This window comes from Streptomyces sp. NPDC037013, from assembly GCF_055607265.1.
Genome location: NZ_JBVJRV010000001.1, coordinates 801,924 through 816,910 on the forward strand (window position 1 = coordinate 801,924; position 14,987 = coordinate 816,910).

The following is a 14,987-nucleotide window of genomic DNA, read 5'->3' on the forward strand; positions in this document are numbered from 1 at the left end:
CGACACCCCCCTCGCGCAGCGGTGCGAGGGGTGTCGGTGCGAGTGCGGGCCGTTCTACGCCACCGTGCTCAGCGACAGCGCGAACCGTGCCCTCTCGTCCGTCCACCACTGCGTCAGCTTCAGCCCGGCGGCGGCCAGTTCGCCCCGTACACCGTCCTCGCGGAACTTGGCCGAGATCTCCGTCCGGAGCTCCTCGCCCGCGGCGAAGTCGACGGCCAGGTCCAGCGCGTGGATCTTCACGGTCTGGGCGGTGGCCGAGCGCAGCCGCATCTCGATCCACTCGCGCTCGGGGTCCCAGACGGCGACGTGCTCGAAGGCGTCGAGGTCGAAGTCGCCGGCGAGCTCACGGTTGATCACCGACAGGACGTTCTTGTTGAACGCGGCCGTCACGCCCGTCCGGTCGTCGTACGCGGAGACGAGCACCGACTCGTCCTTGACCAGGTCCGTGCCGAGGAGCAGCGCGTCGCCGGGCTGGAGCAGCCCCCGTACGGAGGAGAGGAACGCGGCCCGTTCGGCGGGCAGCAGATTGCCGATCGTCCCGCCGAGGAACGCGACCAGGCGCGGCCCCGGCGTGCCCGGCAGCGCGAGGCCGCGGGTGAAGTCGGCGATCAGGGCGTGCACGTCGAGCGCGGGCCGCTGCGCGAGCAGGGCGTTGGCGGCGCCGGTCAGCGCGCTCTCGCTGACGTCCACGGGGACGTAGGTGTGCAGGGACGGCAGGGCGTCGATCAGATGGCGGGTCTTCTCCGAGGAGCCGGAGCCCAGCTCGATGAGCGTGCGCGCGCCCGTGATCTCGGCGATCCGGGCGGACCGGGCCACCAGGATCTCGCGCTCGGCGCGCGTGGGGTAGTACTCGGGCAGGGTGGTGATCTCCTCGAAGAGGGCGCTGCCGCGCGCGTCGTAGAACCACTTGGGCGGCAGGGTCTTGGGGCTGCGGGTGAGGCCGTGCTGGACGTCCGCGCGCAGCGCGGCGTCGGTGGCGTCCTCGGGCAGGGTGCGGGTCATCAGGAACGGGCTCACGCAGGGGGCTCCTTGAGCGGGGTCAGCAGTACGTCGGTGCGGTCGGCGGCGAGCAGGGTGCGGTCGGGCACCTCGCGCCAGCGCGGGTCGTCGTCGTAGGGCTCGGAGGCCACGACGGTGCGGCGGCCGGGCTCCGCGAGATACCAGAGCGTGTCGCCCCAGGCGGTCGCGGCGATCGTCTCGCCGTTGGTCAGCAGGAGATTGAGGCGGGACCCGGGGGCCGCCTCCGCGACCTCCAGGACGGTGTCGGCGAGGGCCTGCCCCGGCTCGTCGCCGCGGAGCAGCCGGTGCAGCAGGAGGGCCCACACCAGCGCGGAGTCGCAGCGCGCCTCCAGCGCGAGGAGTTCTTCGGGCGGCAGGCCCCGGGTGAGCGCGGCGAGCGAGCCGGGCCAGCCGGTGACCGCGCCGTTGTGGCTGAACAGCCAGGGCCCCGCGGCGAACGGGGCAGCCGCGGCCTCCCCGTCCGCGCCCGCCACGGTGGCGTCCCGTACGGCCGCGAGCACCGCCCCGGAGCGGACGACCCGGGCGAGATCGGTGAACGACTGGTCGCCCCAGATCGGCCCGGTGCGGCGGTAGCGAGCGGGCACCGGGTCCCCGTCCGCGTACCAACCCACCCCGAATCCGTCGGCGTTGACGGTGCCGTGCCGCTGCATCCGCGGCGCCCACGACTGGCGGAGCAGGCTGTGTTCGGGCGCCACGAGGACGCTTCCCAGCGGCTCCGGCGGGCCGAGGAAGGCGAGGTGACGGCACATCAGGCGGTCTCCGGGGCCGCGGCCTCGGTGGGCCCGGCGTCCCGCGCCGTGCGGAACCCGGAGAAGATCTGCCGCCGCACCGGATGGTCCCAGTTGCGGAACGTGCCGCGGCAGGCCACCGCGTCGACGGAGAACGCGCCGCCGCGCAGCACCTTGTAGTCGCCGCCGAAGAAGACGTCCGAGTACTCGCGGTAGGGGAAGGCCGAGAACCCCGGGTACGGCAGGAACCCGCTGGACGTCCACTCCCAGACGTCGCCGATCAACTGGCGCACGCCGAGCGGGGATTCCCCCGCCGGATAGCTGCCCGCGGGGGCGGGCCGCAGATGGCGCTGGCCCAGGTTGGCCCGCTCCGGCGTGGGGTCCGCGTCGCCCCACGGGTAGCGCGTCGAGCGGTCCGTCACCGGGTCGTGGCGGGCGGCCTTCTCCCACTCCACCTCGCTGGGCAGCCGCCGGCCCGCCCACCGCGCGTAGGCGTCGGCCTCGTACCAGCTGACGTGCAGCACCGGCTCGTCGGCGGGGACCGGCTCGACCGTCCCGAACCGCCGCCGCAGCCACTGGCCGCCCTCCCGGCGCCAGAACAGCGGCGCCCGCAGCCCCTTCTCGCGGACCATCGCCCAGCCCGCCGGATCCCACCACCGCATCCGGTCGTAGCCGCCGTCCTCGATGAACCGCTGGTACGCGCCGTTCGTCACCGGGGTGGTGTCGATGAAGAACGGGGGGACCAGGCGGCGGTGCGCGGGCCGTTCGTTGTCCAGGGCCCACGGCTCGGTGGAGGTGCCCATCGTGAACGGGCCGCCGGGCACCAGGACTTCGGCGGGGCCGGTGAACGGCTCGCACGGAGCGGGGTCGGGCGCGGTGAGAGCGGTCGGCCCCGACCGCAGCTGATGGGTGATCAGCATGGTCTCGTCGTGCTGCTGCTCGTGCTGCGCGATCATGCCGAACGCGAACCCCGCGTCGGTGAGCGGCGTGCCGCGGAAAGGCGTCTTCTCCAGTACGTCGAGCGCCCGGCCGCGCACCTCGGCCGCGTATCCACGCGCCTCGGCGGGCGCGAGCAGCGGAAGGTTCGGCCGCTCGGCGCGGGGGTGCTCGAACGCGTCGTACAGCGGGTCGATCTCGGGCCGCATGGCGTCACGGCCCGCGACCGCCCGCAGCAGCCACTGCTCCTCCTGGTTGCCGATGTGCGCGAGGTCCCAGACCAGCGGCGACATCAACGGCGAGTGCTGAGCGGTCAGTTCGGCGTCCTCCACACAGCTGGTGAGGAGGGTGGTGCGGTCCCGGGCGGCGAGGAGCGCGGCCAGCGCGCGCTCGCGCAGGGCTTCCGGGTCGGTGGTGGAGCCTGTCATCGGCGGGAGTCCTTCCCAGACGTGTCATGGGGGCGGGGGGCGTCGCGCACGCCGTCGAGGAGGTCGTCGGCGGGGCAGCGGCCCCGCTGGACGTACTGGGCGGCGTACGTCGCCACGGCGTCCCGCACCGACGCGGGCGCGCCCAGCCGGGGCAGCGCGTCGACGGCGGCGGCGAAACAGACGACGGCCGCCTCGCGCAGTTCGGGGTCGGCGGGGCCGTGCCGTGCCGCGTCCAGCCAGAGCGGGTTGTGCGGCGCGGCGGGCGAACCCGCCGGCCCGCACCGCTCGGCCAGTGGCTTGACGGCGCGGTACGCGGTCTCGGCCGCCTCCGGGTCGTCGAACACCGCGCTCGTCATGGCCAGCGGCACGATCCAGCCGTCGTCCCCGGGCTGGGCGTCCACCATGCGCAGCTCCAGGTGACCGCGCGGGCGGACCGGCGGAAACAGGGTGGTCAGGTGGTAGGCGAGGTCCTCGCGGGTGGGTCTGCGCGGTGCGCCGGTGCGCGCCCACGCGCGGAAGCTCAGCCCTTCCGGGACGCTCCAAGGTCCCTCGCCGGGCTCTCTCTTGACGCACATGACCGGTGCGTCGAGGGCGTGCCGGGCCCAGACCTCGCGCGGCTCCCCGTCGAGCGGCGGGGCACCGGATCTGCCGGGCTCGATGCCCGCCCACACGGCCTGCCGGGTCGACCGCCAGCCGGTGGGGCGGCCGTCCTGCAGCGGCGAGTTGGCGAACGCGGCGACCAGCACGGGACCGAGCAGATGGGCAAGGCGCCAGCGCCGCGCGTAGCCGAGCGGGCCCGGCTCCTCGTGGCCGGCGTCGAGACAGATCTGCACGGACGCGGTCGAGCACATCATCCGGCGTCCGGCCGGTCCACCGCGGTCGAGGCAGGCCTCCAACGCGTCGTAGCGGGGTTCGCGCAGGATCCGCGACGGCGGGCGCCAGGGGTCGGCGCCGAACCCGCTGAGGGTGAGGTGGTGGGAACGTAACGCGTCACGTACGACGCGTAGATCGGCCTCCATGGCCGTGATGCACTCCGTCAGCGAAAAGGCGGGAAGCGAGCTGAGCTCCAGCTGGCCGCCGGGTTCGACGGTGACGGACGATCTCAGGGGCAGGGCCCGCAGTGCGGCGTAGGCCGCTTCGAGGCGGGCGGTGGACACGGGCAGGTGGGGCAGTCCGGGCTCGTGGACGAGCCATTCCAGTTCGACGCCGGTGGCGCGGGGCGGGCCGGTCTTGAAGCAGATGCCGCGGACCAGCGCCTCCACCTCGGCCTCCGACACCGTGTCCCGCGCCCTTGTGGGGCGCGCGGTGCGGTGTTTCGTACAGTCTCCCTCGGGCATGCGGGGATCCTTCCATGCGGTACGGCTCGTCACACCCAAAACCTTTGAGGGCGTCCGCACAAGAGTGCCCCTCAGGCCGTTCTCGTACCGGGAATTTCCGCCGCGCCACCGGAGACCGGTGGCGGAGCCGCCCGTTCCGCACGACCGTACCCACGGTATGCGAGGTCACGGACCCGGGCAGCTCGAAGACGGCCCGTGGCCCGCGGCGCCGCTCAGCGCCAGCCGTACCGCTCCCTCAGCCGGAGCACGACGAGGTTGAACCGCATCCGGTCCAGCGCGCACGCCTCGCGCCGCATCCCGCGGTCGTGCACCCGGAAGACGCGGTCGATGTCCACCCACGAGTCACGTCCCGACCGGTCCCACGGCCCGCTCCCGATCGGCACCCACTCACGGTCGCCGGCATGCCGCTTGCTCGACAGCTGTACGGCGAGCAGCGTCCCGGACGCCTCGCGGGCGACGACGAGCACCGGCCGGTCCTTGCCGCGCCCGTCGTTCTCCTCGAACGGCACCCACGTCCAGACGATCTCGCCCGGGTCGGGGTCGCCGTCGCGGTCCGGCGCGTACTCGGTGCGGACCCGGCCCACCTCGCGCGGCTCGGCCTCGGTGGTCGCGGTGGGGCCCGAGCGGCCGGGCGAGTCGGACGTGTGCGGGTCATCGGTGAAGGCAGTCACACGGATCACCGTAGAACCTGACCGGCCACGGCCGCGGGCCGGGACCCGCACAGGACCGCGCCCGTGACGCGGTGGGCCGGTCACGGCGCCGGTGCGGCGTCCGGCAGCGGCGCGGGCCACCGCTCGTACCACCGCTGGTCCGCCTCCAGTTGGGCGGCGAGCGAGATCAGCAGCGGCTCGCCGCCCTCGGGTCCGAGCAGCTGCGCGCCGACGGGCAGGCCGCCCGGGGTGTGTCCCGCGGGCACGTTGACGCCGGGCCAGCCCAGGACGTTCCACGGCCACGCGTAGGGGCACGCGGCGATCATCGCCTGGTCGGTGCGCCAGCCGTTCATCGCGGCGAGGGTGCCGATGCGGGGCGGGGGAGCGGCGGTCGTCGGCGCGAGCACCACGTCGTACGTCGAGAAGACGGCGCCCACCTGCCGGTGCAGCGCGGCCTCCGAGCGGCGCGCCAGCCGCAGCGGGGCACCGCCGAGGAGCCGCCCCATGCGGGCCGCCTCCCGGGTGCGCCGGTCGAGCAGGGAGAAGTCGGGCACCTGGCGGCACCACGCGGCGATGCCCGCCGTGGCACGCGGCACGAACGTCAACCCGATCCGGCCGTACCGTGGATCGGCCTCCTCCACGTCGTGCCCCAGCGCGGCGAGCCGCTCCGCGAGCGCCACCACCCGGCCGCGCACCACCGGATGCAGGCGCTTGGCCGTCGCCGTGAACGGCATCCGCAGGGACAGCGCGATCCGCAACCGCCCGGGATCACGGGTCGCCGCCTCGGCGGCCCGGATCGGCTGCGGGCGATGCAGGTCGCCCTCGTGGCTGCCGCTCGCCGCGTCGAGGAGCAGCGCCGCGTCCCCGACGGTCCTGGCAAGCGGGCCGTTGACGGTGATGCCCTGGAACGCCTCGGGCCACGGCCACGTCGATATCCGGCCGCGCTGCGGCTTGATGCCGACCAGATGCGTCCAGGCCGCCGGGATCCGCACCGAGCCCGCGCCGTCCGAACCGAGCGCCGCGGGGACCAGGCCCGCCGCGACCGCGGCCGCCGAGCCGCCCGACGAACCACCCGGCGTATGACGGGTGTTCCACGGATTACGGGTGTCACCGAAGCCGGGACCTTCGGTGAACGGCCACTGCCCCAGCTCGCACGTGTTGGTCTTGCCGACGATCACCGCCCCCGCCGCCCGGAGCCTGCGCACGGCCTCGGAGTCCGCCGTCTTCGGCGGGAAGTCGCCCCTGCATCCGAACGCGGTCGGCTCGCCCGCCACGTCCATGTCGTCCTTCACGGCCAGCGGCACCCCGAGCAGCGGCCGCCCCGAAGAGGCACCGCCCGCCGCAAGCTCCCGGTCGGCGGCGTCCGCCTCGGCCAGCGCGGCCTCGGCCCGCACCAGCTTGAACGCGTTGAGCACCGGCTGCGACGCCTCGATCCTCGCCAGCGCCCGCTCGGCCAGGGCGCGCGCGGACACCTCTCCGTCGGCCAGCGCGCGAGCGGTGCGCGCCAGGCCCTCTGCACGGTCGGCAGTCATGTGGGGGACACCTTCGCTCGACGACGGGTGCCCGCACGTTAACCGGCGAGTAGGGCAACACGGAACGCGGCGCCCGAAGTTGACCCGCGAACCCGCGGGCTCCGCGAGCCGGGACGTTCCCCCACGATCCGCCCGAGGGTGCCCGGGCGCCGTCTGCAAGGATGACGGGGTCATGGTGCAGATACCCGAGCAGCAGTCCACGCGGCGTTCCGTGCCGACGAGCGCCGACGTCGCCCGTCTCGCGGGGGTCTCCCGCGCGACCGTCTCGTACGTCCTCAACAACACCAGCGCCGTGCGCATCAGCGAACCCACGCGCCTCCGCGTCCACGCCGCCGCCAGGGAGCTCGGCTACGTCCCCCACGCCGCCGCCCGGAGTCTGCGCGCCGGACACAGCCGCATGGTCCTCATGCCCACGGCGGAGATCCCGGCGGGCCCCCTCTTCAGCCGGTTCTTCAACGAACTGCAGTGGGCGCTCAGCCGCCTCGACTACACCGTCGTGCAGTACGCCAGCCTCGGCCTGACCGGCGAGGACGCCGCCCGCGCCTGGGCCGAACTGCGGCCCGTCGCCGTCCTGGCCCCCGATGTCTCCGCGGTCGGCCCGCGCGGCGTCACCGTACTGAAGCGCTCCGGCGCCCGCGCCGTCTTCACCCTCGGCCCGCACCGCGTCGAGGGCGCGCACGCCCTGCTCATGGACGGGCGCAGGGTCGGCGAGGCAGCCGCCCTGCACTTCCTGGCCCGCGGCCGCCGCCGCATAGGCGTCGTCGTCCCCGAGGAACCGGGCCTGGAACACTTCTCACGACCGCGCCTGGAAGGCATCCGCCAGACCGTGCGGGAGACGCGCACCACGGGCGCCTCCGTCACCGAACTGCTCCTCGCCTACGACGAGGGCTCCGCCGCCCGGCTCGCGGCCCGCTGGCGGGAACTGGCCCTGGACGCCGTCTTCGCGTACAACGACGAGTACGCGATGCTCCTGATGCGCGCCCTCCAGGACGAAGGCATCGCCATACCTGAGGAGACCGCCGTCATCGGCTCGGACGACCTGATGCTCGGCCGGCTCCTCAGGCCCCGGCTCAGCACCGTCCGCATCGAACTTCCGTCCGGCCGCGGCCTCGCCGAACTCGTCGACCGCGTGGTGCGCGACCCGAGCGCGGAACCCGAGGTGCACGACGTGCTCGGAGCGGACGTCGTGCACCGCGAGTCCAGCTGACCGCTACGGCCCGAAGTACCCGCTCACTGCTCCTGGCTCTTGGCCTGCTCCTCGGCGACCTGCCGGCGCACCTCGTCCATGTCCAGGTTCCTGGCCTGGCCGATGACGTCCGTGAGCGCGGCCTCGGGCAGCGCGCCCGGCTGGGCGAAGACCGCCACCTGATCGCGGACGATCATCAGCGTCGGGATCGACTGGATGGCGAAGGCCTGGGCCAGCTCGGGCTGCGCCTCCGTGTCCACCTTGGCGAAGACCAGGTCGGGATTGGCCTCGGCCGCCTTCTCGTAGACAGGGGCGAACTGCTTGCACGGCCCGCACCAGTCGGCCCAGAAGTCGATCAGGACGAATTCGTTGTCCGTGACCGTCTGGTCGAAGTTCTCCTTGGTGAGCTCCACTGTCGCGCTGCTCATGGTGTGTCCCTGCTTCCTGCTGTCGGGCGTAGCCGCTGTGCACAACGGCCGATGGTGCGGACGTATTCCGCCTGTCGCACGCGCGGAAGGTGCCGCATGTGCACCGGCGTGTTCCGCGCGCGTACCCATGTGGCCACGGCGCACACCTGCCGACAGACTGTCCTCATGACGGATGCCATCACATACGACGTAGTAGTCATCGGCGCAGGTCCCGTGGGGGAGAACGTGGCGGACCGGGCCCGGGCGGCCGGGCTCAGTGCCGCGATCGTGGAGAGCGAACTCGTCGGGGGCGAGTGCTCCTACTGGGCCTGCATGCCCAGCAAGGCCCTGCTGCGCCCCGTCATCGCCCGCGCTGACGCCCGCCGCGTCCCCGGCCTGCGCCAGGCCGTGCAGGGCCCGCTCGACACCGCCGCGGTCCTCGCGCACCGTGACGACTACACGTCGCACTGGAAGGACGACGGCCAGGTCGGCTGGCTGGAGGGCGTCGGCGTCGACCTGTACCGCGGGCACGGCCGCCTCGCGGGGCCCCGCAAGGTCACCGTCACCGGCGAGGACGGCACGGAGCGCACGCTGGCGGCCCGGCACGCCGTGGCCGTCTGTACCGGCACCCGCGCCGCCCTGCCCGACCTGCCGGGCCTCGCCGACGTCAAGCCGTGGACCAGCCGCGAGGCCACCGGCGCCGACCGTGTGCCCGGCCGGCTCCTCGTCGTGGGCGGCGGCGTCGTCGCCGTGGAGATGGCCACCGCCTGGCAGGCGCTCGGCTCGTCCGTGACGGTCCTCGTGCGGGGGCAGGGCCTGCTGCCCCGCATGGAACCGTTCGCCGGAGAGCTGGTGCGGGAGGCCCTCACGGAGGCGGGCGCCGAGGTCCGCTGCGGCGTCTCCGTCACCGCGGTACGGCGCGAGGACGGCACCGTCACGGCCACCCTGGACGACGGCTCGACGCTGCGGGCCGACGAGATCCTCTTCGCCACCGGGCGCGTCCCGCGCACCGACGACATCGGCCTGGAGACGGTCGGCCTCGAACCCGGCTCCTGGCTCCCCGTCGACGAGAGCCTGCGGGTCGAGGGCAGCGAGTGGCTCTACGCGGTCGGCGACGCCAACCACCGCGCGCTCCTCACCCACCAGGGCAAGTACCAGGCCCGCATCGCCGGCGCCGCCATCGCCGCCCGCGCCCAGAAGGTGCCCCTCCTGGAGACCGACCGCTGGGGAGCCCACGCCGCCACCGCCGACCACGACGCCGTCCCGCAGGTCGTCTTCACCGACCCCGAGGCGGCCTCCGCGGGACTCACCCTCGCCGAGGCCGAGGCCGCGGGCCACCGCGTCCGCGCCGTCGACTACGACATGTCCGGCGTCGCGGGCGCGGGCCTGTACGCCGACGGCTACCGCGGCCGGGCCCGCATGGTCGTCGACCTGGACCGCGAGATCCTCCTCGGCGTCACCTTCGTCGGCCCCGGCGTCGGCGAACTCATCCACTCCGCGACGATGGCGGTCGCGGGCGAGATCCCCCTCGACCGCCTGTGGCACGCCGTCCCCGCCTACCCGACGATCAGCGAGGTGTGGCTGCGGCTCCTGGAGACGTACCGGGGGTGACGGCACGCGGCGGGGCGGTCGGCCGCCCGCGCAGACGTCCTCGACGTGGCGCCCGACGGCGACCAGCTCCTGCCACCATTCCTCGGCCGCCGAGGCGTCGCCGCCCGCGAACTTGGTGTGCGGGGCCGGAACGCCGCGCGGACGCCTGGCGCCATCCGCGCGGCGGTCTTCGCCGCGGCCCGGGGCTCCAGCTGGACCGCGTCGCGAACCGGCTGCTGCTCGATCTGCTCACCCCCACCAACAGCGTGCAGCTCCGCAAGCTCGACGAGGCGACCTGGACCGTATGGGGCGAGCGGCGACACGGGCAGGTCAGCAGGCACGCCACAACCGGCGCGGACGAGGCTGTGGAGGTCGCTCGCCCGGCCCTGAGCGGGCGGGAGGCCCACATCCTGCGGCTGGTCGCGGGCGGCGCGACGACGTCGGTCGTGGCGCGCACCGTCGGGATCGGCGTCGACGGCGTCAACCACCACCTGACCCGGCTCTGCCGGCGGCTCCGGGCGCCGAACCGGACGGCGCTGGTGGCACGCGCCCACGGGCTCGGGCTGCCGGCCCCCGGGGGTGCAGCCGCCGCGGATCGCGCCGCGCGTCGCCCGCCGTGGCGGCCCCGCGGGACAGCCATGATCGACACGCCGAGTAGCCTGGCGTCGTGACGATGGAGCAGGCGGTCGGCGTGAGCGTCGACGCGATGATCGAAGACCTCAGGGCGCTCGTCGAGGTCGAGTCCCCCTCGCGCGACGTCGACGCGCTGACCGCCTCGGCGAACGCCGTCGCCGCGGTCATCGAGCGCCGGCTCGGCGGCCGGGCCGACCTCGTCGGCGGTGACGCGGGCCCGCACGTCCACTGGTCGGGCGGCGGCGAGCCCCGGGTGCTGATCCTCGGCCACCACGACACGGTCTTCCCCCTCGGCACCCTCGCGCGGCGCCCGTTCACGGTGGCGGACGGCCGTGTGACCGGCCCCGGCGTCTTCGACATGCTGGGCGGTCTGGTGCAGGCCGTCCACGGCCTGGCGGCGCTCGACGACCGGTCCGGCGTCGAGATCCTCGTGACCGCCGACGAAGAGGTCGGCTCAGGATCCTCTCGCGCGCTCATCGAGGAGCGCGCCCTCGCCTGCGGTGCCGTCCTGGTCTTCGAGGGCGCGGCCGACGGAGGCGCCCTGAAGACGGGCCGCAAGGGGTGCGGAACCTTCGAGGTGACCGTCACGGGCCGCGCGTCGCACGCGGGCCTCGAACCCGAAGCGGGCGTCAACGCCCTGGTGGAGGCGGCCCACCAGGTCCTGGACATCGCCGCGCTCGGCCGCCCCGGAATCGGCACGACCGTCACCCCGACCGTGGCGTCCGCGGGCACGCTGGACAACGTCGTACCCGCCGAGGCGACCGTCGTCGTCGACGTCCGGGTCGAGACGGCGGAGGAGAAGGAACGCGTCGAGTCGGCGTTGGCCGCGTTCTCACCCCGCCTCCCGGGAGCACGCGTCACGGTCAAGGGCTGTGTGGGACGGCCCCCGATGCCCGAGTCCGCGGCGGCGGAGCTCTTCGCGGTGGCGCGGCGCCTGATGCCGGGCCTGGAGGCGCGGGCGGTCGGCGGCGGCAGCGACGGCAACTTCACGGCCGCCCTAGGCGTACCGACCCTGGACGGTCTTGGCGCGGTCGGCGGCGGCGCCCACGCCGACCACGAGTACCTGCTGCTCGACACGATGGCGGAACGGGCGAACCTGGTGTCCGGCCTGGTGCGCGCGGTACAGCGGGGCGAGGTTCCGCCCCGGCCCCAGGACCGCACTGCCTGACGGCACCGGAGAGTCGCGTGGCCCGGCGGCGGCGTGCGACGGGGGAGGCTCGGTGGGAGCGATGGGAGCGATGGGAGCGGCGGGGCTGGTGACGCGGTGAGGGGGCGTGCCGGTTAGCGTTAGGCGCATGGGAGCACAGCGGCCCGGTGCGGTGGACGAGCCCACGGACCCCGACATCGACCTTTCCGTGGCCGCGCAGCGCCGCGAACTGACGCAGGGCCAGGGACAGACACTCGCGGCGGTCTCCGTCGGCGGCGGCCTCGGCGCCGTGGCCCGTTACGCAGCGACCACACTCTGGCCGGTCGCCCCCGGCGGCTTCCCGTGGACGACCCTCGTGGTGAACGCCGTGGGATGCGCGGCGATCGGCGTCCTCATGGTGCTCGTCACCGAGGTTCTGACGGCACACCGGCTGGTCCGGCCGTTCCTCGGCATCGGCATCCTCGGCGGCTTCACCACGTTCTCGACGTACGCGGTGGACATCGAGGCGCTGGTGAGGGACGGCCATGCCCGCACCGGGCTCGCCTACCTCGGCCTCACCCTCGCGGCGGCGCTCGCGGCGGTGTGGTGCGCGACGTGGACGACGCGCCGCGTGGTGGCGTGGAGGCGCTCGTGAACTGGCTGCTCGTCATCGCCGGCGGCATGATCGGCGCGCCCCTGCGCTATCTGACGGACCGGGCCGTGCAGGTGCGCCACCGCACCGAGTTCCCGTGGGGGACCTTCACCGTCAACGCCGTGGGCTGCCTGATCCTCGGCGTGCTGACCGGCGCGGTGCTCGCGGGTGCCGCGTCCTCGCAGGCGCAGCTGTTCCTCGGCACCGGGCTCTGCGGGGCGCTGACGACGTACTCCACGTTCTCGTACGAGTCGATGCGCCTCGCCGAGCGCCGCATGCGGTTCTACGCGGTCGCCAACACGCTGGGGAGCGTCGCCACGGGCGTCGGCGCGGCCTTCGTGGGCATGGCCGTCGCCGAGGCCCTGTGGCCGTGACGCGCGTCAGGGGACGACCGTCCGGGGACGGAGCGGCGGGGGCGGGGCTCAGCGCCGGAGCGCCGCCGAGACCTCGGCCGCCCACCGCCAAGGCTTCGCGGTGCCGCCGGGCTCGGAGTTGAAGTACTCCCAGCCGGCCACCCCGCCGAAGCCGGGATGCTTGGCGGCGAGCGCGCGCACCGTCGACCTGAGGGTCGTCATGTCGACGAAGCCACTGCCTCCGTTGGCCGGCGAGGTGAGCGTGCCCGCGACCACCTTGTGCGCGGGGATAAGCCCGCGGGTGATGACGGCGTCGTAGTCGGCGGTCGAGTCCATCGCGCCCCAGCCGTTGTAGAACTGGGCGTTGAACCACGCGATGTCGTGGCCCCGGCTGCGGTAGAGGGCGTCGTAATCGAAACCGGAGAGGTTCCCGCCGCCGCTCAGCGCACTGCCCACCGGGGCGAGGGTGATGAGGAAACCGGCGCCGAAGTCCGCCCGCAGGGCGCCGATGACGCGCTCGATTCCCGCCAGTGACATGTTTTCCTCGACATCGAGATCGACGCCGTCGAGTCCGTACTCGCGGATGAAGTCCCGCAACAGCGGGTAATACGTGCCGAATTCCTTGTCGAGCCGGGTGAAACTCCCGGGCGCCGCGCCGCCGACCATCGCGAGGACGTGCACGCCCCGGCGGCGCAGCGCCTTGAGGTCGCGCCACATCCGGTCGTACTTGGCCGCGTGGGGCGGGTCGTCGTTCACGTGGATCGGGGCGTACGGGCCGTTGAGGTCGTTGATGTGCACGGCGGCCACCAGGACGTCCGTCACGCCGGTGTGGTGCTCGGTGAGGGCGAGCGGCGACACGTACGTGCCGTTCGCGTACTGCGTCTGGTAATAGACCACCACGCGTTTACCCGGCCTCGCCGGTTTCCCCGCGGCCGCCGCCGTACCACTCGATGCCGCGGTGAGCGCCAATGCCGAGAGCAGGACGCTGCGCCTCTTCATGCTCATCTCTCCCCTGAGGTCGAAGTCGCCGCAATAATTCTTACGGGGAGGCGCGGAGAATCGCCAGGGAGTGAGAGAACTAATGCGTATTAGTTGGTGGGCGCGGGAGTTGACGCTTCGACGGGCCGCTGAGCGGTGACCTGGTAGCGGAGCAGTGCCACGCCGTTGCCGAACCTCCGCGTCTCCAGGAGCGTGAGGTCGGCCCTGACGTCCGTGGCCCGGAACATGGGGCGGCCGCGACCGATCAGGACCGGGTGCACGTAGACGTGGATCTCGTCGACGAGACCCAGGCGCAGGAAGGACTCCGCGAGGTCGGCGCCGCCGACGGTCATGTCCCCGCTCGCCGTCGCCTTGAGCGCCTCGATCTCCGCCGGCACCACCTCGCGCAGGATCGACGCGTTCCAGTCGGCCCGCTCAAGGGTCCGCGAAAACACGTACTTGGGCAGGGAGCACCAGATCCCGGCGAACTCCCGCATCGTCTCCGTGGCATCCGGGTCGGACTCCGCGGTGGGCCAGTACCCGGCCATCAGCTCCCAGGTGACGCGGCCGTGAATGAACCCGCCCATGGCCGCCAACTTGTCGTTGAAGTGCTGGTGCAGCTCGTCGTCGACGACATGCCAGTCGATCTCGCGGTCCGGCCCCTCCATGAAGCCGTCCAGGGACATCCCCATCATCCAGATGATTTTTCGCATCGCGGGCCCTCACCGTCTTCGTGGCGCCGTCGCAGCCGGTCGCACGGGTGACGGTACGCCCGCGCCCCGCCCCACGGGGTGCGGGACGAGGCGCGGGGTGGCGGGTGTCTTGTGACGGATGCGCAGGGCGAGCTGGTTGCAGTGCGGGACGTCGAGGACGTCGAGGATGTGCTGGTTGCCGCGCGCGAGGCGGAACATCTCGGAGATGTGCACGGTGTCGCCCGGTCGCGCGCAGGTGAGCAGTTCGCGGAACTTCGGGCGCTGGAGCGGGTGGAGGCGGCTGGATGTGCCCGGGCCTTCTTGAAGACGATCGGGACCTTGATCCCGGCCTCGGCGAGGACGAGGTCCTGGCGGGCGGCGGACTCCTGGTCGGTCGAGACCCGCTTGTAGAGCAGGTTGGCCACCGAGGGGCCCCTTCCGTACGGAGGATCGGACCCTATCTGTCGTCAAACCCTGTCAGCAATCACCATCGGGTCTGATTGGATTCGCGCTGCCGCCCGGATTTCCCGGGTTCATTGGACGCGTCAGCCGCCTGTCGTCAGACGATGGTTTGCCTGGGGCTCCGGTAGACGCAAATCCAGGACTGGTCGGCGAGGCCCTGGGCTCCACGGCGGCGGCCACTCATCGGCCCGGCTCCGCAATGCTCCGCTCCTCGATCGATACTGCCACCCTCCACTACTCGGTGATACCGTATAGCGGTACTCGGTAGCACGTAGTA

General features: G+C 73.4%; 16 protein-coding genes. 6 read left to right on the top strand and 10 right to left on the bottom strand.

All coding sequences use genetic code 11. The annotated features are described in order from the left end of the window. Positions 1-54: 54 nt before the first annotated feature. The 6 genes from egtD to ACZ7DY_RS03340 form a co-directional block, all read right to left on the bottom strand. Positions 55-1,017, bottom strand: coding sequence for an L-histidine N(alpha)-methyltransferase (egtD, locus tag ACZ7DY_RS03315; RefSeq protein ID WP_471129337.1), 963 nt, complete (start codon positions 1,015-1,017; stop codon positions 55-57). Continuing rightward, positions 1,014-1,769, bottom strand: a complete 756-nt coding sequence (egtC, locus tag ACZ7DY_RS03320) for an ergothioneine biosynthesis protein EgtC (RefSeq protein ID WP_471129339.1) — start codon at positions 1,767-1,769, stop codon at positions 1,014-1,016. The genes egtD and egtC overlap by 4 nt, the downstream gene beginning before the upstream one ends. Continuing rightward, a complete protein-coding gene (gene egtB, locus ACZ7DY_RS03325) occupies positions 1,769-3,112 on the bottom strand; it encodes an ergothioneine biosynthesis protein EgtB (RefSeq protein ID WP_471129341.1) in 1,344 nt (447 codons plus the stop codon). The genes egtC and egtB overlap by 1 nt, the downstream gene beginning before the upstream one ends. Continuing rightward, positions 3,109-4,449 carry an ergothioneine biosynthesis glutamate--cysteine ligase EgtA gene (egtA, locus tag ACZ7DY_RS03330; protein WP_471129343.1) on the bottom strand — a complete coding sequence of 447 codons (1,341 nt, stop codon included), beginning with the start codon at positions 4,447-4,449 and terminating at the stop codon, positions 3,109-3,111. Before egtA ends, egtB begins: the two co-directional genes overlap by 4 nt. A gap of 212 nt (positions 4,450-4,661) precedes the next feature. Beyond that, complete coding sequence (locus ACZ7DY_RS03335; RefSeq protein ID WP_471129347.1) at positions 4,662-5,120, bottom strand: type II toxin-antitoxin system PemK/MazF family toxin; 459 nt, start codon at positions 5,118-5,120, stop codon at positions 4,662-4,664. An 80-nt stretch (positions 5,121-5,200) separates the two neighbouring features. Beyond that, the gene (locus tag ACZ7DY_RS03340; protein WP_471129349.1) at positions 5,201-6,631 is read right to left on the bottom strand and encodes an amidase; all 1,431 of its coding nucleotides are present in this window, start codon (positions 6,629-6,631) and stop codon (positions 5,201-5,203) included. A gap of 172 nt (positions 6,632-6,803) precedes the next feature. Between ACZ7DY_RS03340 and ACZ7DY_RS03345 the strand changes: the two genes are divergently transcribed. Continuing rightward, on the top strand, positions 6,804-7,838 hold the full coding sequence (locus ACZ7DY_RS03345) for a LacI family DNA-binding transcriptional regulator (RefSeq protein WP_471129352.1): 1,035 nt from the start codon (positions 6,804-6,806) through the stop codon (positions 7,836-7,838). A gap of 23 nt (positions 7,839-7,861) precedes the next feature. On the opposite strand, the gene trxA is transcribed toward ACZ7DY_RS03345, so the two are convergent. Then, positions 7,862-8,245, bottom strand: a complete 384-nt coding sequence (gene trxA, locus ACZ7DY_RS03350; RefSeq protein WP_471129354.1) for a thioredoxin — start codon at positions 8,243-8,245, stop codon at positions 7,862-7,864. Positions 8,246-8,410: 165 nt separating this feature from the next. On the opposite strand from trxA, the gene ACZ7DY_RS03355 reads away from it, so the two are divergent. The 5 genes from ACZ7DY_RS03355 (at position 8,411) to crcB (ACZ7DY_RS03375) (ending at position 12,599) form a co-directional block, all read left to right on the top strand. Next, positions 8,411-9,835, top strand: coding sequence for a dihydrolipoyl dehydrogenase family protein (locus tag ACZ7DY_RS03355; protein WP_471129356.1), 1,425 nt, complete (start codon positions 8,411-8,413; stop codon positions 9,833-9,835). Between the two features lie 245 nt (positions 9,836-10,080). Then, the gene (locus tag ACZ7DY_RS03360) at positions 10,081-10,485 is read left to right on the top strand and encodes a response regulator transcription factor (RefSeq protein WP_471129359.1); all 405 of its coding nucleotides are present in this window, start codon (positions 10,081-10,083) and stop codon (positions 10,483-10,485) included. Between the two features lie 2 nt (positions 10,486-10,487). Next, on the top strand, positions 10,488-11,615 hold the full coding sequence (locus tag ACZ7DY_RS03365; protein WP_471130210.1) for a M20 family metallopeptidase: 1,128 nt from the start codon (positions 10,488-10,490) through the stop codon (positions 11,613-11,615). A 127-nt stretch (positions 11,616-11,742) separates the two neighbouring features. After that, positions 11,743-12,228, top strand: a complete 486-nt coding sequence (gene crcB / locus ACZ7DY_RS03370) for a fluoride efflux transporter CrcB (protein ID WP_471129361.1) — start codon at positions 11,743-11,745, stop codon at positions 12,226-12,228. After that, on the top strand, positions 12,225-12,599 hold the full coding sequence (gene crcB, locus ACZ7DY_RS03375) for a fluoride efflux transporter CrcB (protein WP_471130212.1): 375 nt from the start codon (positions 12,225-12,227) through the stop codon (positions 12,597-12,599). The genes crcB (ACZ7DY_RS03370) and crcB (ACZ7DY_RS03375) overlap by 4 nt, the downstream gene beginning before the upstream one ends. Before the next feature lie 48 nt (positions 12,600-12,647). Here the strand turns inward: crcB (ACZ7DY_RS03375) and ACZ7DY_RS03380 are convergent, their stop codons facing one another. The 3 genes from ACZ7DY_RS03380 to ACZ7DY_RS03390 all read right to left on the bottom strand — a co-directional run bounded on the left by ACZ7DY_RS03380 (position 12,648) and on the right by ACZ7DY_RS03390 (position 14,482). Continuing rightward, entirely contained in the window at positions 12,648-13,577 is a 930-nt protein-coding gene (locus ACZ7DY_RS03380; RefSeq protein ID WP_471129362.1) for a glycosyl hydrolase family 18 protein, read from the bottom strand. Positions 13,578-13,666: 89 nt separating this feature from the next. Further along, a complete protein-coding gene (locus ACZ7DY_RS03385; protein ID WP_471129364.1) occupies positions 13,667-14,269 on the bottom strand; it encodes a dihydrofolate reductase family protein in 603 nt (200 codons plus the stop codon). Positions 14,270-14,278: 9 nt separating this feature from the next. Beyond that, entirely contained in the window at positions 14,279-14,482 is a 204-nt protein-coding gene (locus ACZ7DY_RS03390) for a hypothetical protein (RefSeq protein WP_471129366.1), read from the bottom strand. Positions 14,483-14,987: the final 505 nt, after the last annotated feature.